The 16,847-nt window shown below is 62.3% G+C and carries 20 protein-coding genes and 1 tRNA gene; 6 read left to right on the top strand and 15 right to left on the bottom strand.

Features of this window, described 5'->3' with window-relative positions; genetic code table 11:
• Nucleotides 1–364: 364 nt before the first annotated feature.
• From GV035_RS24255 to GV035_RS24215, 9 genes are all read right to left on the bottom strand, one after another.
• On the bottom strand, nt 365–652 hold the full coding sequence (locus tag GV035_RS24255) for a helix-turn-helix transcriptional regulator (RefSeq protein ID WP_159837435.1): 288 nt from the start codon (nt 650–652) through the stop codon (nt 365–367).
• 150 nt (nt 653–802) lie between these two features.
• Nucleotides 803–1,408 carry a hypothetical protein gene (locus GV035_RS24250; protein WP_159837434.1) on the bottom strand — a complete coding sequence of 202 codons (606 nt, stop codon included), beginning with the start codon at nt 1,406–1,408 and terminating at the stop codon, nt 803–805.
• Nucleotides 1,409–1,660: 252 nt separating this feature from the next.
• The gene (locus GV035_RS24245; protein ID WP_159837433.1) at nt 1,661–2,857 is read right to left on the bottom strand and encodes a tyrosine-type recombinase/integrase; all 1,197 of its coding nucleotides are present in this window, start codon (nt 2,855–2,857) and stop codon (nt 1,661–1,663) included.
• Between the two features lie 2 nt (nt 2,858–2,859).
• Entirely contained in the window at nt 2,860–3,318 is a 459-nt protein-coding gene (locus GV035_RS29865) for an Arm DNA-binding domain-containing protein (RefSeq protein WP_328699454.1), read from the bottom strand.
• Nucleotides 3,319–3,483: 165 nt separating this feature from the next.
• Nucleotides 3,484–3,559 (bottom strand) — tRNA-Ala (locus GV035_RS24235).
• A 66-nt stretch (nt 3,560–3,625) separates the two neighbouring features.
• On the bottom strand, nt 3,626–3,988 hold the full coding sequence (locus GV035_RS24230; RefSeq protein ID WP_159837432.1) for a c-type cytochrome: 363 nt from the start codon (nt 3,986–3,988) through the stop codon (nt 3,626–3,628).
• Between the two features lie 12 nt (nt 3,989–4,000).
• The gene (locus GV035_RS24225) at nt 4,001–4,789 is read right to left on the bottom strand and encodes a BON domain-containing protein (RefSeq protein ID WP_159837431.1); all 789 of its coding nucleotides are present in this window, start codon (nt 4,787–4,789) and stop codon (nt 4,001–4,003) included.
• Between the two features lie 24 nt (nt 4,790–4,813).
• Nucleotides 4,814–5,401, bottom strand: a complete 588-nt coding sequence (locus tag GV035_RS24220; protein WP_159837430.1) for a phosphoheptose isomerase — start codon at nt 5,399–5,401, stop codon at nt 4,814–4,816.
• A gap of 135 nt (nt 5,402–5,536) precedes the next feature.
• On the bottom strand, nt 5,537–5,890 hold the full coding sequence (locus tag GV035_RS24215) for a YraN family protein (RefSeq protein WP_159837429.1): 354 nt from the start codon (nt 5,888–5,890) through the stop codon (nt 5,537–5,539).
• A gap of 90 nt (nt 5,891–5,980) precedes the next feature.
• Between GV035_RS24215 and rsmI the strand changes: the two genes are divergently transcribed.
• Complete coding sequence (gene rsmI, locus GV035_RS24210; protein WP_159837428.1) at nt 5,981–6,862, top strand: 16S rRNA (cytidine(1402)-2'-O)-methyltransferase; 882 nt, start codon at nt 5,981–5,983, stop codon at nt 6,860–6,862.
• A 52-nt stretch (nt 6,863–6,914) separates the two neighbouring features.
• Here the strand turns inward: rsmI and GV035_RS24205 are convergent, their stop codons facing one another.
• Entirely contained in the window at nt 6,915–7,517 is a 603-nt protein-coding gene (locus tag GV035_RS24205; protein WP_159837427.1) for a septal ring lytic transglycosylase RlpA family protein, read from the bottom strand.
• 666 nt (nt 7,518–8,183) lie between these two features.
• On the opposite strand from GV035_RS24205, the gene GV035_RS24200 reads away from it, so the two are divergent.
• From GV035_RS24200 to GV035_RS24190, 3 genes are all read left to right on the top strand, one after another.
• Nucleotides 8,184–8,828 (top strand): MBL fold metallo-hydrolase, encoded by a 645-nt coding sequence (locus GV035_RS24200; protein WP_159837426.1) that lies wholly within the window; start codon nt 8,184–8,186, stop codon nt 8,826–8,828.
• The gene (locus GV035_RS24195) at nt 8,825–9,478 is read left to right on the top strand and encodes an exonuclease (protein ID WP_159837425.1); all 654 of its coding nucleotides are present in this window, start codon (nt 8,825–8,827) and stop codon (nt 9,476–9,478) included. Before GV035_RS24200 ends, GV035_RS24195 begins: the two co-directional genes overlap by 4 nt.
• A gap of 83 nt (nt 9,479–9,561) precedes the next feature.
• Complete coding sequence (locus GV035_RS24190; RefSeq protein WP_016346759.1) at nt 9,562–10,032, top strand: Lrp/AsnC family transcriptional regulator; 471 nt, start codon at nt 9,562–9,564, stop codon at nt 10,030–10,032.
• 15 nt (nt 10,033–10,047) lie between these two features.
• Here the strand turns inward: GV035_RS24190 and GV035_RS24185 are convergent, their stop codons facing one another.
• The 3 genes from GV035_RS24185 to GV035_RS24175 all read right to left on the bottom strand — a co-directional run bounded on the left by GV035_RS24185 (nt 10,048) and on the right by GV035_RS24175 (nt 12,741).
• Nucleotides 10,048–11,226, bottom strand: a complete 1,179-nt coding sequence (locus GV035_RS24185; protein ID WP_159837424.1) for a cation diffusion facilitator family transporter — start codon at nt 11,224–11,226, stop codon at nt 10,048–10,050.
• Nucleotides 11,227–11,416: 190 nt separating this feature from the next.
• On the bottom strand, nt 11,417–11,719 hold the full coding sequence (locus GV035_RS24180) for an H-NS histone family protein (RefSeq protein WP_159837423.1): 303 nt from the start codon (nt 11,717–11,719) through the stop codon (nt 11,417–11,419).
• Between the two features lie 356 nt (nt 11,720–12,075).
• Entirely contained in the window at nt 12,076–12,741 is a 666-nt protein-coding gene (locus GV035_RS24175; protein ID WP_159837422.1) for a HugZ family pyridoxamine 5'-phosphate oxidase, read from the bottom strand.
• 161 nt (nt 12,742–12,902) lie between these two features.
• Here GV035_RS24175 and GV035_RS24170 point away from each other — a divergent pair, with 161 nt between their 5' ends.
• Nucleotides 12,903–14,126: an MFS transporter gene (locus tag GV035_RS24170; protein ID WP_442859586.1), complete on the top strand. Its 1,224-nt coding sequence runs from the start codon at nt 12,903–12,905 to the stop codon at nt 14,124–14,126.
• 57 nt (nt 14,127–14,183) lie between these two features.
• Here the strand turns inward: GV035_RS24170 and GV035_RS24165 are convergent, their stop codons facing one another.
• Nucleotides 14,184–15,329, bottom strand: a complete 1,146-nt coding sequence (locus GV035_RS24165; protein ID WP_159837420.1) for a branched-chain amino acid ABC transporter substrate-binding protein — start codon at nt 15,327–15,329, stop codon at nt 14,184–14,186.
• A 525-nt stretch (nt 15,330–15,854) separates the two neighbouring features.
• Here GV035_RS24165 and GV035_RS24160 point away from each other — a divergent pair.
• The gene (locus GV035_RS24160; RefSeq protein ID WP_159837419.1) at nt 15,855–16,559 is read left to right on the top strand and encodes a dienelactone hydrolase family protein; all 705 of its coding nucleotides are present in this window, start codon (nt 15,855–15,857) and stop codon (nt 16,557–16,559) included.
• A gap of 34 nt (nt 16,560–16,593) precedes the next feature.
• Here the strand turns inward: GV035_RS24160 and GV035_RS24155 are convergent, their stop codons facing one another.
• Nucleotides 16,594–16,776 (bottom strand): hypothetical protein, encoded by a 183-nt coding sequence (locus tag GV035_RS24155; RefSeq protein ID WP_159837418.1) that lies wholly within the window; start codon nt 16,774–16,776, stop codon nt 16,594–16,596.
• Between the last annotated feature and the right edge of the window lie 71 nt (nt 16,777–16,847).

Genomic DNA, 16,847 nt, shown 5'->3' with positions numbered 1-16,847 from the left:
TCTAATGTTAGCTCTGCTTCAACCGGCTCGGAACCCAACAAAACCGTCGGAGCAAGTGGATTCGGTCAGATTCGGGGCGTTATCAACGGAAACTGATCTATAGAATTTTCCGTTATATAGAAACCCGATATCCTAGCGACAGTGTTTGGTCATCGGGGTGACGGCGCTAATGCGGCATCGCACAGTGCGCTTCGAACAATTTCGAGGGGGAGCGCGATCGCGCTCGGTAGAATAGGCGTTAGCCATCAGCGGCCTCCGTTAAAGGTCGTTTTCGTGGTTAGGCAGGGCGGGCGTGCCACCGTCCGTTTCTGCCGCTCCCCCGTTCCCGCGGGTCGGGCGTGAGGGCGTCCGCATGTTGGCGTACTCACGGAACGTATGCAAGTGACGGTGCGGCCCCCTCGGCGCGATAGCCCGACGGATCAGCCAGCCAGCACAAAATTTCTTGGTTTTTCCACGCGACGCATCGCGCCGAGCCGAGTTGCACGCGCTTTGGAAAGCGGCCCGCCAGTTCGCGCTTACGGACTGATTCGTGGGACAGTGGAACTAAGCGCTTCAGGTCACTCCAGCGCGTGTACCCCTCCGGCGGCAATAACTGCGGCATGGCAATCGCCACCGCGGTATTCAGTTGATCGGCTTCTGGTTTCCTTGGCATCCCTACGCCCTTGCAAATCGTTGTACGAGGGAAGTAACGATAGGCGAATAAGACTATTACCAAAACCTCCGTGCGCCGCAGAATGCTCAGTCTGCGCCGCAGAATTCCGATTCCGAGAAGGATGAGCCTCCCGCGACCCAGATTCGGTGACTACTTGCCTATGTGGATCAAGAGCTGGTGAGCGACATCCGACGCGGGAATCTCGCCACGCTCCCACTCTCGACACCAGTCCTCGATCACCTTCTGGCTTGCAAGTGCGGGAAATTTGCCGAGCATGTCTCGAGCGAAGGCCGCCTTAGATTTGTATGGATCGGAGCCACCGGACCGCCGGCGCTTCCAATCTTCCCAGCAGCCATATACCTCGCGCTTCGCCTGCTGTTTGGGGTCATTTTCGTGACGTTGATACGCGCGTTCCGTGGCCGTCCATGCCGCAACGACCTTGGTGGCCTTCTTAAGCGAGTTCGCTGCCTGCCGGCGCGCGATGGACTCTATTATCGCGCCGAACGCCATCAGCCCGAACTGGCTGACATCCCCGGGAATATCGTCCCATGCTAACGAGGCATTCCGATAACGGTCATATAAGTACAAGGCAACCCGCGCATTGGTCAGCAGGTCGGATTCGGTCGGCTCGCCTTCCCAGTGAACGGCAAAGCGCGCCCAGGCCTCACGGACGATCTCAACCGCCTCGTCCAAGCTGGGCGGCGGCAGCCGTGAGGCATCGAGTCGTAACACTTTGGCAATCGAAACGCTTTCCATAGGCCGTGAGCAAAGGACGTCAAACGCGGGCGCAGGATTCTAAGCCTGCAGTGGCATATCGTGCGACGTGCGCCCGATCGGGCCGTTTCGGGGCCGTGGACAAACCGGATATTCGTCTAGAAATGAGAACACAGTCGAACCGGCAGTGCGGTGTGATCCCTTCCCGTATGGGGGAGGATGCAGAGCATCGGCGAGGATGCGACGGCGATGCAAGTGCACATCTCATTTGAGAAACCTATCGATGCTCCGTATTTAGACCGCCACCTGCGCATTGGCTTTGAGCTGCTCCAAATAGTCCGCCCAAGCCTGCATCATCTTGATCCGATCATCAATGAATCTTGTTCTGTTATAGGCCGCTCCGAGCGCGTCCGGCACTCTGTGTGCAAGCTGATGCTCGATCACCTCGCTCGGGAAACGGAGCTGCTCGTGCAAGATAGTTCGTGCCATCGCCCGGAATCCGTGACCAGTGATTTCAGTCTTCGTGTCAAAACCCATTCGCCTCAATGCCGCATTAACCGCTGCGCCACTCATCGGCTTTTTCACATCCCTCCCGGGAAAAACATAGGTTCGTTGACCGCTAAGCGCGTAAAGCTCGCGCAGGATCACAACTGCCTGCTTGGCAAGCGGCACCAGATGTTCAGTCTTAGTCTTCGACACCGTGTAGCGCCATTGTGCCCGGTCGAGGTCGAATTGCGCCCATTCCGCATTGCGCAGTTCCCCGGGTCGGACAAATAACAACGGTGCCAACCGCAATGCGCATTGGACGACGAACGTTCCTTGAAATGCATCGAGTGCGCGCAACAGCCCGGCAACGTCCGACGGTTCGGTCACTGATGGAAAATGAGTGTGACGCGCCGCTGGTAATGCGCCGCGAAGATCTGCGGAGACGTCGCGCTCCGCACGCCCGGTCGCGATTGCGTAGCGAAAAACCTGGCCGCAATTTTGATGAACGCGGTGTGCGGTATCAAGCGCCCCACGAGCCTCGACACGGCGCAGCACAGCCAAGACGTCCGGGGCAGTGAGCTCGGCAATGGGCCGGCCTCCGATCCACGGAAACACGTCCTTCTCGAGACGCCCCATGACCTTTTCGGCGTGGGATTTCGCCCATCCGGGCTCGTACTTCGCAAACCACTCGCGAGCGACAGCCTCAAAGCTGTTGGCCGCTCGCTGCGCCGCCCCGGCCCGCTGCACCTTGCGCTCGATGCCAGGATCAACGCCGTTGGCCAGCAGCTTGCGCGCGGCGTCTCGGCGCTCGCGCGCTTCTTTCAGGGTGACGTCGGGAAATACGCCCATAGACAGGCTCTTTTCCTTTCCCCCAAACCGGTATTTGAGTCGCCACCACTTTCCGCCAGCGGGCGTAATGAGCAGATATAGTCCGCGCTCATCAAACAGCTTCTGCTGCTTGTCAGTGGCTTTAGTGTTGCGTATCTTCAGATCAGTAAGCGGCATAGTCAGTGTCGTAGGAGGACGGCGCGCGTCGCCTCTAGAAAAGCGCGAAGCTCGGCGGTTTCAGAGCCAATCAGCCTTACGCAGCGTTTTCCCAACTGAAACGATAGGTCTCCGTCCTTATCCAATCTGAAGCGTATCGCCGACTCCGTTCGAGTTTGCTCGGCGCGCTGAGCGACACGCTCCTTCTTTCTTAGCTCCGATGGATCGACGCCAGCGGCAAGCATCTCGCGCGCTTGATTGCGTCGCTCACGGGCCTCATTGGCATTTACATCGGGAAACACACCAAGGGACAGGCGTTTTTCTCTGCCGCCCACTCGATACTTGAGCCGCCAGTACTTCCCGCCCGATGGATGGACTTCCAAGATCAAGCCGAGGCTGTCGTAAAGCCGCCAATTCTTTGCGCGCGGTTCTGCAGCGCGGATAGCCGCGTCTGTCAGACGGATGCCGGTAGTTTTGGACACGGTGGGGTAACACCTTCGGGAGACCTGCGAGCGACCCCCAGTATTACCCCAAGATGGGGGTTGCACTCCCTGGGAGAACCTAGTGGTAGTGTGCAACAAAAAACCCCGCGGAGCCAAGGCCGGCGGGGTTTTCTGGTCAAACTTTGGTGTTGCTAGGAATCTTGTTGGTGGAGAGGAGGAGGATCGAACTCCCGACCTTCGCATTGCGAACGCGACGCTCTCCCAGCTGAGCTACCCCCCCAACGAACCGCGATTCTACCACAGCCGAGCGACCTGCAAGCAAGCCCCTCTGCCACGGCACAACGCGTCACTTCTGCGGCGCGCCCGCCAGCACCCATGCGACGACGGTCCTGATGTCGCCATCGTTCATCGCGGGGTGCGAGGGCATCGGAATGGAGCCCCACACGCCGGCTCCGCCGTCCTTCACTTTCTTCGTGAGCTTTGCGCTCGCCTGCGCATCGCCTTTGTACTTCTGCGCGATTTGCTGAAACGACGGTCCTACCAGCTTGCGATCCACCGCATGGCAGCCCATGCACGCATTACTGCGCGCGATGGCGATCGCATTCCCCGACGCAACCGGCGCCACCGACGAAGCAACCGGCTGCCCCCCCGCGAACGCATAACCAGACACCACCACCAACGCAGCCACAAACAATCTTGCTTCAACCATTCCCAAGCACCATCACTTTGCCGAACTGGAACTACCCGGACGCACATCCGAATTCTTGACGGGCGCGGGCGACTGCTGATCGAGCGGTCGCGACGTCACCGACGAATCCGGCACGGTGCCCACCGTCGCTTCCGCCGGGGCGGGCGCCGACGATGCGCTCGCGCCAGACGCCGCCGCCGCTTCCAGCGCCTTCGCTTCTTCCGGCTTGATGTACTGATAGACCTTCACGAGCTGCTCGACGCCCGGCACGCGCGCCGCCACGTCCGCGCCATGCGCGCCTTCGTCCTGCGTGACGAGCCCCATCAGATAGACGCTGCTTCGCTCGCACACGACCTTGTAGTAGTTCGTCGAGAGATCCTTCTCGCCGACCATCGCGGTCTTCACGCGGCCCTCGAGATACGAATCGTTGGCGCGCGACGAAAGCGAGCTCGCCGGCTGCACCGACAGTTCGTTCACGATGCCGCCCACGTTATTGATATCGCGCACGACGGCTTCGGCTTTCTGCTTCGACGCGTCGTCGGGCACTTCGCCCGTCAGCAGCACGCGCCGGTTGAACACCGTCACGTTGATGTGCGCCTGATCGGACACGTTGTCCTTGATTCGCGAAAGCGCCTTGACCTGAATCTCGCGGTCCTCGGTCTGCGCGCCGAGCGTGCGGCGATCCGTGGCGATCAGCGTGCCGCCCGCCGCCGCGCCCACCACGGCGAGCGCGCAGCCTTGCAGCGTCAGCGCGACGCCGGACAACAGGCTGACCGTCAGCGTGGCCTGGGCCAGCGCCGCCTTGACGCGTGTCTTCTTCATCAACTCCGTTCCCCCTTTTTGGATTCAGTCTTCGCCCAGCAGCATCGCGTCGATGCCGTCGCACAGGCAATGGATGGTCAGCAGATGGATTTCGTGGATGCGCGCAGTCCGCCCGGACGACACGCACATGTGGATGTCGGTATCGGCGAGCACGTCGGTCATGGCGCCGCCGCCGTCGCCGGTCAGCGCGATCACGACCATCTCGCGTTCATGCGCTTCCTGCACGGCGGCGAGCACGTTCACCGAATTACCCGATGAACTGATTGCGAGCAACACATCGCCCGCCTGCCCGAGCGCGCGGACCTGATTCGAGAAGATCTGTTCGAACGCGTAGTCGTTGCCGATGGCCGTGAGAATCGAGAAATCCGTGGTCAGCGCGATGGCCGGCAAGCCGGGGCGCTCGCGCTCGAAGCGGCCGATCAGCGCCGCCGCGAAGCGTTGCGCGTCCGCTGCCGAGCCGCCGTTGCCGCATACGAGAATCTTCGAGCCGTTGGCGAGCGCGCTGAACAGCGTATCGACGGCAGCCGCAATGGGAACCGCGAGCGTATCGAGTGCTTCGAGCGTGAGCGCGGCGCTGTCGCGGAAATGCTGTTGGATGCGTTCGACTGACATCGACTCTCGGTGTTCGGCCGCGGTGCGGCGTTCGTTGCGTGTGACGTGAGACGCGAGGCGCGCGCAAAGCGCGGGCGAGCGTTCCGGCGTTGAGTCTGCGCAGTTTACCGCATGCACCCTGCGCCGAACCGCACGTTACGACTCGTCCGCGCGAAACGCATCCGGCAGCCAGCGAATACGGCCAGCGTCGAACGCGATCACATCGAAGCGGCACGCCGGAAGCGCGCCGCGCCATGTCGCCAGATAGTGCTGCGCCGCGCGCACGAGGCGCTCACGCTTGGTCACGCCGATGCTCGTCGCCGCATCCGCGAAGCCGCGGCCCTTGCGCGCACGCACTTCGACGAAAACGAGCGCGCCGCGTTCATCCATCATCACGAGATCGATCTCGCCGCCGCGACAGCGCACGTTTCGCGCGACAAGGCGCATGCGCTGCCGCTCGAGATAGTGGAGCGCGTGCGCCTCGAAAGCGTCGCCGAGCGATTTGGACATACGTGCCTCATGAAAGTTGTCGGCGGGCAGGCCGAAGCGCGCGTGGCAAAATGACGTCCTTTCCTCTTCGCGCCACGCCCGCCCGCGCCCATGCTTCAAATCTCCGACCTGGCCGCCGGACAGCAGTATCCGGCAGGCGCGCTTTACGTCGTCGCGACGCCGATCGGCAATGCCGCGGATATCACCGTGCGCGCGCTGCATGTGCTCGGTCTCGTCGATCGCATCGCCGCCGAGGACACGCGCAACACCGCGCAGCTGCTCGCGCGCTACGGCATCTCGAAGCCGTCCATCGCAGTGCACGAGCACAACGAGCGCAGCGCAGCCGAGCGCGTGATCGAACATTTGCGCAGCGGCGAGCGTGTCGCGTGCGTGTCGGATGCGGGCACGCCCGGCATCTCGGACCCCGGCGCGCGTCTCGTCGATGCCGTGCGCGAAGCCGGACTGCCCGTCGTTCCCGTGCCGGGTCCGAGCGCGGTCGTCACCGCATTGAGCGCGGCGGGCGCGTGGGTCAACGGCTTCACGTTCGTCGGCTTTCTGCCGGCCAAGGCCAGGCAGCGCGCCTCGCAATTGCGCACGCTCGCGAATCATCCGATGGCGCTCGTCTTCTACGAAGCGCCGCATCGAATTGTCGACACCACGCGCGCGCTCGCCGATGCGTTCGGCGGCGAACGGCAGCTTCTGATTGCGCGCGAGTTGACGAAGTTACACGAGAGCCTGCATCGCTGCACCCTGGCCGAAGGGCCAACGTGGCTCGAAGGCGATGCGAACCGTCAGCGCGGCGAGTTCGTGCTCGTGGTGGAAGGCGCGCCCGAAGCGCAGGCAGCGGAAGACGCGCACGACGCGCTGCTTCTCACGCTGCTGGAGGAGTTGTCGGTGAAAAGCGCGGCCCGGATCGCGGCCACGCTGACGGGCGCGTCGCGCAATGCGTTGTACGAGCGGGCGCTGCGCCTGAGCAAGCCGGCGCAGGAATGAAAACGGGCCGTCGAAAGACGGCCCGTTGCAAGTCGCAGAGACGCGAAAACGCTCAGTTCACGCTGTCGTCCGCGAGCGACTGAGACTGCTCGCGCGCCGCACGCGCTTCCTGCTGCGTGAGGCCCTCGATCTTCACTTTCTGCGTGCCCGCGCCCCGCATGCCGAGCGCGGCGGCGGCCGCATACGACAGGTCGATCACCCGGCCGCGCACGTAAGGACCGCGATCGTTGATCTTCACCACCACGGTCTTGTGATTGGCCTCGTTCGTCACGCGCACCCACGATGCGAGCGGCAGCGTGCGGTGCGCCGCGGTCATCGCGTTCATGTCGAACTTCTCTCCGCTCGCCGTCTTGCGGCCATGAAACCAGCGGCCGTACCACGAGGCTTTGCCCTTCTGTTCGAAACTGCCGACGTTCGGGCCGTCGGTGATCGGCTGCGCGTCGGAGAGCGACTGGCTCTTGTCCGCGTTGTCGGCCGGGACCGTGCTCAGATTCGTGTCGAATGCGAGCGGCGCGTTCGAGCGGGCACTTGCCATGCTGACAGCAGGCGTGGTCTGATGATATGACGCGACGTCGCCCGAACCGGGCGCGGCGCACCCTGCCAGGACGCCGACAGCGAACAGGCTTGCGATATGTCGAATGAATCGAGCATTCATAGGCGGTTACCAACGGTAGATGGGCCGCCGCGCCGCGCTCGTGAGCGCGCGTCAGGCAGCCAAAGGCTTGTCCGCGCAAAGCAGCGCGCCGTTCGACTTGCGAACGGCAGACTGATGCTCGGATGCGGCGTACTCGTGCCGCAAACGCCCGGTTATCGTTCACGTCTGGCGCAACCTGTCCCCGGCAGCCTGACCAGACCCCACATGCCGCCATCGAACGTGGCATCACGCTCGTGCCCGCCTCGACTACGAGACGGCGCAGGAACGGCGGCGTAGGCCCCATCCAGCGTGACGGCGGCAAAGGCCATCGAACGGACGCGCAGCGCCCGGCTGGACAAGACGTGTGCACCTACAAGAAGGTGCGTTGAGTTGCAGTTGCGAGGCTTTTGGCCCCTAACAGCTTACTGATGGCGATTGTAAAAACGCACTGGCGTTTCGGCAGTCGCCCATTGACGGCATGGCCAAACCCATGCACTAGTGAGCCCATTATACAAAAAAAGCGGGGTCTGGCCGCGCCGACTGCGGAAATCGTCATTGATTCTGCCTATGAGCGCAAGAATTTCCGATTCCAACCGCCCTTGCCGCGCCCTCATGCGTGCGCATCGCGAGTCGGGAGCCGCCGGTACAATGAACGTTTTTACAGGCGCCCGCATCCCGGACAGACCTATGAAAGTCACTCTTGTTCCCGTCACGCCGTTTCAGCAAAACTGCTCCATCGTCGTCTGCGAGGCGACGCGGCGCGCGGCGGTCGTCGATCCGGGTGGCGATATCGAGCGGATCATCGCGGAGGTGGATCGGCAGGGCGTGACGGTCGAGAAAATCCTGTTGACGCATGGTCATCTCGACCATTGCGGCGGAGCGAAGGCGCTGGCGGTTCATTACGGCGTGCAAATAGAAGGTCCGCAGAAGGAAGACGCTTTTTGGATCGACCAATTGGTGGCGCAATCGCAGCGGTTTGGCTTTGCGAACGCGCAGGTCTTCACGCCCAACCGATGGCTCGAAGACGGCGAGAACGTCCGGTTCGGCAACGAGACGCTGGAGGTGTTTTTCTGTCCCGGTCATACGCCGGGGCATGTGGTGTTCTTTAGCCGGGCGCATCGTGTGGCGTTCGTCGGCGACGTGCTGTTCGCCGGCTCCATCGGCCGAACGGATTTTCCGCGCGGCAATCACGCAGAACTGCTCCGTTCGATACGCGAGAAACTGTGGCCGCTCGGCGACGATGTCACGTTCGTTCCCGGTCACGGTCCCGCATCGACATTCGGCGAGGAACGCCGCACCAATCCGTTCGTGCGCGATGGAGTCGCCGCATGAACGCGATTCCGGAAATATACGTCAGCACCGACGTCGAAGCAGATGGCCCCATTCCCGGCCCGCATTCGATGCTGAGTTTCGCATCGGCGGCGTACACGGCGGACAAGCAGCTCATCGCGACGTTCTCCGCCAATCTCGAAACGCTGGAAGGCGCGGCGCCGCATCCGGTGCAGGCCGCGTGGTGGAAGACGCAGCCCGAGGCGTGGGCCGCGTGCCGGACCGATTTGCAGAAGCCGGAGGTCGCGCTGGTGAAGTACGTCGAATGGGTCGAGGCGCTGCCGGGCAAGCCGGTGTTCGTCGCGTATCCGGCGGGCTTCGATTTCACCCATATGTTCTGGTACATGATGCGCTTCGCCCAACGCTGCCCGTTCTCGTGGTCCGCGCTGGACATGAAGACGCTCGCGTTCGCCATCACCGGCCTGCCGTATCGCAAGGCGATCAAGCCGCGCCTGCCGAAGCACTGGTTCGACGACCTGCCGCACACGCACATTGCGCTCGACGACGCCATCGAGCAAGGCGCGCTCTTCTGCAACATGCTCGCCGATCTGCGCGCCTCGCAGGCGGCAGCGGCATCGCAGCAGGAAGCGGCCAGCGCCGACGAGCCGACGGAAAGTCTTCCGGAAGGTAAAACCCCGCTCGCAGGCGCGTGAGTTAGGGAATCTCCCTCATAGCGCCCGCGTTGCATTGCGCATCCTTTCGGGGGCCTCTACCATTGGAGTCAGATCGCGACCGAATGGAGGCGCAGTTGACTCTCGATACATTCTCACAAAAAATCCTGCGTCTTCTGCAACTGGATGCGCGGCGCTCCGTTCAGGAAATCTCCGATCAGGTCGGGCTGTCGAGTACGCCGTGCTGGCGCCGCATTAAGGACATGGAGCAGTCCGGCGTCATTCAGCGATACACGGCACTGCTCGACCGCGAAAAGCTCGGCCTGCATGTCTGCGCGCTCGCGCATATTCATTTGACGCGCCATACGGAAGGCGGCGTCGAGCAGTTCGAGCGCGAGATTGCGACTTGTCCCGAAGTGACCGAGTGCTATAGCACGACGGGCGAATCCGATTACATACTCAAAATCGTCGCGCCGGATATCAAGGCGTACGACGCGTTTCTTCACGATCGCATCTTCAAGATTCCGGCGGTCGCGCAGGTCCGCACGAGTGTCGTGCTCCGGGAAATCAAATTCGATACGCAATTGCCGCTCTGAAAGCGGACGCGCCACTCACTCGGACGCGTTTTTCGCGGGCTGAGGCGCGGCCAGTTTCACCGCTTGCGTCACGCGAACCTGACGCGCGCCGAGCCGTTGCCTGAGCGCCTCCAGATTCAGATTGGCGAGTCGCGGCGCGGTCTCGTTTCCAGTCGCGACCGGCAGAACGATTTCCACGTCGAAACCGCGCTTCAGATAGTGAAGGTTCAGCGTATCGACGGATAAGCCTTGCTCCGACAACGCGGCACTCACTGTTTTCATCACGGTGGAACGGAGCGGAAAATTGCCGGGCAACGGATTCACGGCATCGCTTTCCGGATCGACATGAATGAGCGCATCGATGACGCGGGAATCGGCCAGGATATGGGCGCGCGCCGACTCGGCGATGTAATGCCCTTCCGAAACGGAGATCAGCGGGTCCACGAGAATATGGGCATCGACGATGGCGAGATCGCCCATTTTGCGCGTGCGCAAATCGTGCACGTCGCGCACGCCGGGCGTGCCCAGTAAAATGCCGCGAAAATCGGCGGTGGTCGTCTCGTCGAGCGCGCGGTCCGACAAGTCTTGCAGCGCATCCCAGGCAAAAGTCCATCCCATTCTCCCGACCAGGAACCCGACGAGCGCGGCGGCAATAGGATCGAGAATTCGAAAGCCCGCAATACTGCCGACGATGCCGAGCGCGACGACAAGCGAAGAAGCGGCATCCGAGCGCGCATGCCACGCATTGGCGACGAGCATGGCAGACCGCACGCGTTCAGCCGCGCGCAGCATATAGCGAAACAGCACCTCTTTCGAGACGAGGACGATCATGGCGACGACGAGGGCACTCGCATGGACAGGCGGTATATCGGCCAGATTCATGATCCGTGTGCCCGCACGCCATAACATTCCCACGCCGACTGCAAGCAGCAATCCCCCGAGAAATAGGGAAGCGACCGTTTCGTAACGGCTATGGCCGTAGTTGTGATCGACGTCGGGCACAGCGACCGCCTTTCGGTTCGCAATCAAAACGACGAGATCGGAAACGATATCGGCAAGCGAATGGACACCGTCTGCAATCAACGCCTGCGAATGCGCAATCAGACCGACCGCGAGCTGTGCAGTAGTCAGTCCGCTGTTAAGCGCGATACTCGTCCATGTCGTTCGGACCGCAACGTCGTGCTTCTCAGATGCGTGCGCCGCTGAAAGTGTCATGTAATGTGCCCGGAAACCCAACTGACGGCAGTTTATCAGTCCAGGAAAGCTTCCGCTTTTAAATCAACGACTTAATAACGCGGCGGATGCGCATCGAGCGATTAACGCAACGTGATGGAACAATGGCACACCGGCAAGAAAAAGGCCGCGCCTTTGGCGCGGCCTTTTCGATTCCTGACTGGCGCGTGGCTTATTTGCCGATCAGGAAACTATCACGGTCCTGACCTGCAATCCACTTCGGCGGTTTGCCGCGACCGGACCACGTGCTGCCGCTCTCAGGATCGCGATATTTAGGCGCTACACCCGTGCGGCTGCGCGATGCCTTAGCGGCCTTCGCACCACGGCCACCGGCCAATTCCTGAAGCGTGATGCCGTAGTCGGCCATTTTCTGCTTGATCTCATTAAGTACTTCGGCGTATTCGCGCGACTTTGCTTCTTCGATCTGACGCTCGAGCGACTCGCGCTGTGCGAGCAATTCCTTGTATGAAGGCATGGCAAATCCCTAAGTTGTGTATTGGCTTGCGAGTCGGGTGCTCGCTCTTTGGTTATCAGTATAGCCTCGGACTGGATAGCAGATTAACACATTTCCGTTAATCGACCGATAGAAGAAATGTGATTAACGCCTATTCGCTAATTACTCGTAACATTTGCCGACTTCCTCTGCTGCTAAGAAATCTGACGTACTGGCGTAAAATGCATTTCGATGTCCGATAGACGTGAGATTCGCATGAAATGGAAACAGGACTTCCGCGTCCGGGAGAAATTCTCATCTCATGGCAACTTTCTGCCCGCTTTCTTCGCTTGCGCACAGTTTCCCGCGCGCAAGCCGGGCGCTTCGTTCCACACGCGTTACGCGTGGCGTTCGAAACAGTCTATGAGTGCGGCTTTCAAGTCTTCCACGCCGAGCTTCGGTTTATCGAACGTAAAACGATTGCGCGTGCCGGACTCGACGAAATCGCAACCATAACGGTCTATCCCCAATATCCGGATGTCGGCTGGCCGGCCCGAATAAGTGTCGGAAAAGGCGCAAAGCGCAGATTCTTCGTCGCCATTCAACGGTTCGAGTGGATCAATCTCACTGCCGTCGAGCCAGCCCATTGCGCCGAAGCCCCCGATAAAGCGCATCCGCTGCGGCGACATTATCCAGAAAGCGAAGTCACCCAATTCCAGATAGCGCGCTGCATCCGGGTGATAGCGCAGATATCGGCGTGACAGTGCTTCGTGGTCCGTTTTCAAGGCAGGCTCGAAGGTGCCGAGCAAAGTCAGCCGCTGACCTTCCAGCACGCCCGCGTTATTCGCATGCGCCACGAGAAAACCGGCGCGCGAATCGGCTTGCAGATTGCGCGTGTGTTCCGCGAGAGAACTGATGAGCAGCATCGGCGAATGGCGCGCGGTCAGCGCGAACGGCAACGCGGTCGGATACGGAAAGCCGGCCGGATCGCGCGAATGAGTCGCGAGTGTCCCTTCCGAAACTCGGTGCAGCAGATGAAGCGGCGCTTGCGGCGGAATATTCATGAAAACTCGACGGTCGGATGAACTGCCGAAAATGGTAAATCAGCGCGGCGAGCGTGTCTCCTGGCCGTTCGATAGAATCGTAAGCTCTCGCGAAAGGCGGCATGCTAGGCGGTTGTCCCGCGTCAATGCCGCCACGCGCCACTCCTTCTAACGGCTCAACCGTGTCCGACTCGACTTCCGCTTCTTCCGCCCGCGAGTCCAATCCATCGCTCGCGGTGCACCGCAGCCTGCCTCACGCCACACGCCAGCGCGCCCGCTACGCGACGATGGCCGTGTTCTTCATCGCCGGCATGATGTACGCGTCGTGGGGCGTCCACGTTCCGACCGTGCGCGACAAGTTCGCGCTCAGCCCCGGCATGTTGTCGCTCGCGCTGTTCGCGGTGGCCGGCGGCTCCATCTTTGCGATGCTCACCACCGGATCGTGGATCGCACGCGCCGGCACGCGCACAGCGTGCATGGCGGGCGGCATCGCGATGACCGTGTGTGGCGCGCTGATTCTCGTGGTGCCGTCGTTCTGGTTGCTGCTGATCGTGCTCGCGGCGTTCGGCGCCGGCATGGCCACGCTCGATGTCGCGATGAACGCCGAGGCGAGCGCGGTCGAAGAGGCGCTCGCGCGGCCGATCATGTCGTCGCTGCACGGCACGTTCAGCATCGGCGGGATGGCGGGCGCGGCGACCGGCGGCGCGCTCATCGCGCACGGGCTTGCGCCAGCCGCGCATCTGGCGCTCGCGGCGGGCGCGAGTCTCGTCGTGCTGCTCGTGTCGATGCCCTCGGTCCTGCCGCACGTGCCGCATCACGAGGCACACGCGAAGGCTTCGTCGTCGAATCGCTGGCGGTCGGCCGCGCTCTGGGCGCTGGGCGGCATGGCGCTCGTCGCGCTGATCGCGGAAGGCGCGATGTACGACTGGGCCACCGTCTATATGCGCGACGTGGTCGAGGCGTCGCCGTCGCTCTCAAGCGCCGCCTACGCCGCGTTCTCCGGCGGCATGGCGGCCGGGCGTTTCGGCGGCGATGCGGTGCGTGCGCGCTTCGGCGCGCCGCAGCTCGTGTTCGGCAGCGCGGGACTGGCGTTCGTCGGCATGGTGATGGCGCTGGTGCTCCCGAACGCCATCGTCACGATGACCGGCTTCACGCTGATGGGCCTCGGCCTCGCGAACATGATGCCGGTGCTCTTCGCGGCGGCGGCGCGCGTGGAAGGCGTCACCGCTGCCGAAGGGCTCGCGCAGGTTGCGGGGCTGGCCTACTTTGGGTTGCTGCTCGGGCCGGTGCTGATCGGCGGCGTCGCGCAGGTGAGCACGCTGCCCATCGGCTTGTGCGTCGTGGCGGCGTGCTGCGCGGCGATCGCGCTGATCGGCCCGCGCCTTCTCAGGCGGCTGAGGATATAAAAAAACGCGCGGACCGTCGAAGTCCGCGCGTTTTTGTGGGCTCGCGCCCGACTGCGATTACATCTTGACGACGTCGAGCAGCGTCTTCTTGCCTGCCTTGTAGTCATACAGCGAGATCACGCCGTGCTTCAGATCGCCCTTCGAATCGAAGGTCGTCTGGCCGATCACGCCCTTGTAGTCCGTGTTCGGCATCGCGGCGAGAATCTTGGCCGGATCGACCGAGTTCGCGCGCTTCATCGCGTCGACGATGATGTACACCGCGTCATACGTGAACGGCGCGTAGATCTGGATCGGCTGGCCGAAACGCTTCTGATACTTCGCGGCGAACGCCTGACCGCCTTCCATCTTCTCCAGCGCCATGCCTGCTTCCGAGCACACGACGTTGTCGGTCGCGTCGCCGGCCAGGTCGGCCAGCTTTTCCGTGCAGACGCCGTCGCCCGCGAGCACCTTGGCGCGCAGGCCGAGCTGCTTCGCCTGCTTCGCGAACGGGCCGCCGGTCGCGTCCATGCCGCCGTACATCACGGCGTCGGGGTTCTCGCCCTTGATCTTCGTCAGAATCGCGCGGAAGTCGACAGCCTTGTCGTTGGTCGCGTCGTGCGAAACGACCTTCAGACCCAGCGACTTCGCGGTCTTCTCGAACTCGTTCGCGAGACCCTGGCCGTAGGCGGTCGAATCGTCGACGACTGCGACGCTCTTCACTTTCAGGTTCTTGGCCGCGTAGTTCGCGAGCGCCGGGCCTTGCTGCGCGTCGGTCGCGACGACGCGGTACGTCGTCTTGAAGCCTTGCTGCGTGTAGGTCGGGTTGGTCGCGGACGGCGAGATCTGGACGATGCCCGCGTCGCTATAAATCTTCGATGCCGGGATGGACGTGCCGGAGTTCAGGTGGCCGACGACTGCGACAACCTTGTCGTCGACGAGCTTCTGCGCAACTTGCGTGGCGGTACGCGGGTCGGCTGCATCGTCTTGCGGGTCCAGTTGCAGCGTGATCTTCTGGCCGCCGATGGTGAGACCCTTGGCGTTGATCTCTTCGACTGCGAGCCGCGCGCCGTTTTCGTTGTCCTTACCCAAGTGAGCGATCCCGCCGGTCAGCGGAGCGACGTGACCGATCTTCACGACCTGGTCGGCTGCTGCGGACGTTGCCAACGTAGCGAACAGCACGGCTGCGGCGCTGATCGGCAACACTTTGTGAAGCTTGGTATTCATGTAAGTCTCCAGTTTCGGTCCCAAAAACAACGTAATCGCCCTGTGCCCCGTCTTTCATCACGATCGCTCAGTCCCGTGGACGACCACGCCGGATGCATCGTATTGCACTTGGCAAGTCCTTCCGGCCGGCTGTTTGTGGCAGCCGCCATCCGCACCGCGCGAGAAGTGTAGAGTTGTCAAATTAATTTAGGGAAGTTTTTTAAGATACTGGTGCGACTACCGATTAACGGCCAGTTGAGAACGCCGCGCGTTTGTGGTGGCGATCGCGCCGAGAAGCCCGGCTTTGGCCGGCCTTCTAGTTCTTTCGCAAGTCCGCCGATAATCCCGCGCCCTCCTTCGCCATTAGCCGGTTTCAAAAGCCGTTTAACGCGTGTTTTTAGGCAGTGGACTCTAAAAATCGCCTGCCTCGTCAATCGCCGTGCCTGCAAACCGGCAACGACGGACCGCGCTCAGGCGACTGAAAGGGAAAGCTGGCACACTCACTCGCCTGCGTTCTCATCAGTCAACCAAGCAAGGAGCTTCGACGTGACCGTAACCGTGACTTCCCGATGGATCGACATTCCCGCCGACGGCGGCAGCTTCCAGGGCTATCTCGCGCTGCCCAAGTCGGGGACGGGCCCCGCCGTCATCATCCTCCAGGAGATCTTCGGCGTGAACGCGCATATCCGCAGCGTCGCCGATCAATACGCCGCCGATGGTTATGTCGCGCTGGCGCCGGACGTCTTCTGGCGCACGCAGCCGCGCGTCGAACTGGGTTACGAAGGCGCGGATCGTGAAAAAGCGATGGAGCTGCTGCAAAAGACCAACGTGGATGCCGCCGTCGCGGATGTCGGCGCAGCGGCAAAAGCCCTGCGCGCGTTGCCGGAGGTGAGCGGCAAGGTCGCGGCGATCGGCTATTGCTTCGGCGGCCGGCTCGCGTATCTCGCGGCTGCGCAAGGTTCGGTGGATGCGGCCGTGGCGTATTACGGCGGCGGCATCCAGAATCAGCTGGACAAGGCCGATCAGGTGAACGCGCCGATCCAGTTCCACTACGGCGAACTCGACGCGCACATTCCCGCCGACGCCGTCGACGCGGTGCGCCAGCGTTTCGCGGGCCGCGCGGATTCGGAGCTATATGTCTATCCGGCCGCGGACCACGGCTTCAACTGCGGCGATCGCGCGTCGTACAACGCGAAGGCGTCGGCGCTCGCGCACGGCCGCACGCTGACGTTCCTCGGCCAGCACCTGTAAGTAGCGGAAGGCGCGCGGCGAATGTCGCGCGCCGTCATATCAGCGCGGGCAAGCCCTCCACGAGCAGAAACGCGACGAGCACGCCCACGAGTGCGCCGCACGCTCGAAGCACGTTGTTCCTGAAGTGCGATGCGCACGGAATAGCGCCGAGAAACAGCGCGCCAGCAAGCGCCATCGGGATGATCAGAATGAAGTCGCTGATCGTGAAATACGTCATGGTGCGTCTCCCATCGTCCTGCTTTTCTTGCTCGAATGGTGCCGGTGCGAAACCGCGCATCGACGATTCGA

It is taken from the genome of Burkholderia sp. 8Y (assembly GCF_902506145.1).
Classification (GTDB): domain Bacteria; phylum Pseudomonadota; class Gammaproteobacteria; order Burkholderiales; family Burkholderiaceae; genus Caballeronia.
This window is presented reverse-complemented; position numbering and strand designations above follow the sequence as displayed.

What these genes read in the sequence shown, in the direction of transcription:
- GV035_RS24255 (WP_159837435.1), bottom strand. Translation starts at nt 652, where the DNA reads ATGCCAAGGAAACCAGAAGCCGATCAACTGAATACCGCGGTGGCGATT.
- GV035_RS24250 (WP_159837434.1), bottom strand. Translation starts at nt 1,408, where the DNA reads ATGGAAAGCGTTTCGATTGCCAAAGTGTTACGACTCGATGCCTCACGG.
- GV035_RS24245 (WP_159837433.1), bottom strand. Translation starts at nt 2,857, where the DNA reads ATGCCGCTTACTGATCTGAAGATACGCAACACTAAAGCCACTGACAAG.
- GV035_RS24230 (WP_159837432.1), bottom strand. Translation starts at nt 3,988, where the DNA reads ATGGTTGAAGCAAGATTGTTTGTGGCTGCGTTGGTGGTGGTGTCTGGT.
- GV035_RS24225 (WP_159837431.1), bottom strand. Translation starts at nt 4,789, where the DNA reads ATGAAGAAGACACGCGTCAAGGCGGCGCTGGCCCAGGCCACGCTGACG.
- GV035_RS24220 (WP_159837430.1), bottom strand. Translation starts at nt 5,401, where the DNA reads ATGTCAGTCGAACGCATCCAACAGCATTTCCGCGACAGCGCCGCGCTC.
- GV035_RS24215 (WP_159837429.1), bottom strand. Translation starts at nt 5,890, where the DNA reads ATGTCCAAATCGCTCGGCGACGCTTTCGAGGCGCACGCGCTCCACTAT.
- rsmI (WP_159837428.1), top strand. Translation starts at nt 5,981, where the DNA reads ATGCTTCAAATCTCCGACCTGGCCGCCGGACAGCAGTATCCGGCAGGC.
- GV035_RS24205 (WP_159837427.1), bottom strand. Translation starts at nt 7,517, where the DNA reads ATGAATGCTCGATTCATTCGACATATCGCAAGCCTGTTCGCTGTCGGC.
- GV035_RS24200 (WP_159837426.1), top strand. Translation starts at nt 8,184, where the DNA reads ATGAAAGTCACTCTTGTTCCCGTCACGCCGTTTCAGCAAAACTGCTCC.
- GV035_RS24195 (WP_159837425.1), top strand. Translation starts at nt 8,825, where the DNA reads ATGAACGCGATTCCGGAAATATACGTCAGCACCGACGTCGAAGCAGAT.
- GV035_RS24190 (WP_016346759.1), top strand. Translation starts at nt 9,562, where the DNA reads ATGGAGGCGCAGTTGACTCTCGATACATTCTCACAAAAAATCCTGCGT.
- GV035_RS24185 (WP_159837424.1), bottom strand. Translation starts at nt 11,226, where the DNA reads ATGACACTTTCAGCGGCGCACGCATCTGAGAAGCACGACGTTGCGGTC.
- GV035_RS24180 (WP_159837423.1), bottom strand. Translation starts at nt 11,719, where the DNA reads ATGCCTTCATACAAGGAATTGCTCGCACAGCGCGAGTCGCTCGAGCGT.
- GV035_RS24175 (WP_159837422.1), bottom strand. Translation starts at nt 12,741, where the DNA reads ATGAATATTCCGCCGCAAGCGCCGCTTCATCTGCTGCACCGAGTTTCG.
- GV035_RS24165 (WP_159837420.1), bottom strand. Translation starts at nt 15,329, where the DNA reads ATGAATACCAAGCTTCACAAAGTGTTGCCGATCAGCGCCGCAGCCGTG.
- GV035_RS24155 (WP_159837418.1), bottom strand. Translation starts at nt 16,776, where the DNA reads ATGACGTATTTCACGATCAGCGACTTCATTCTGATCATCCCGATGGCG.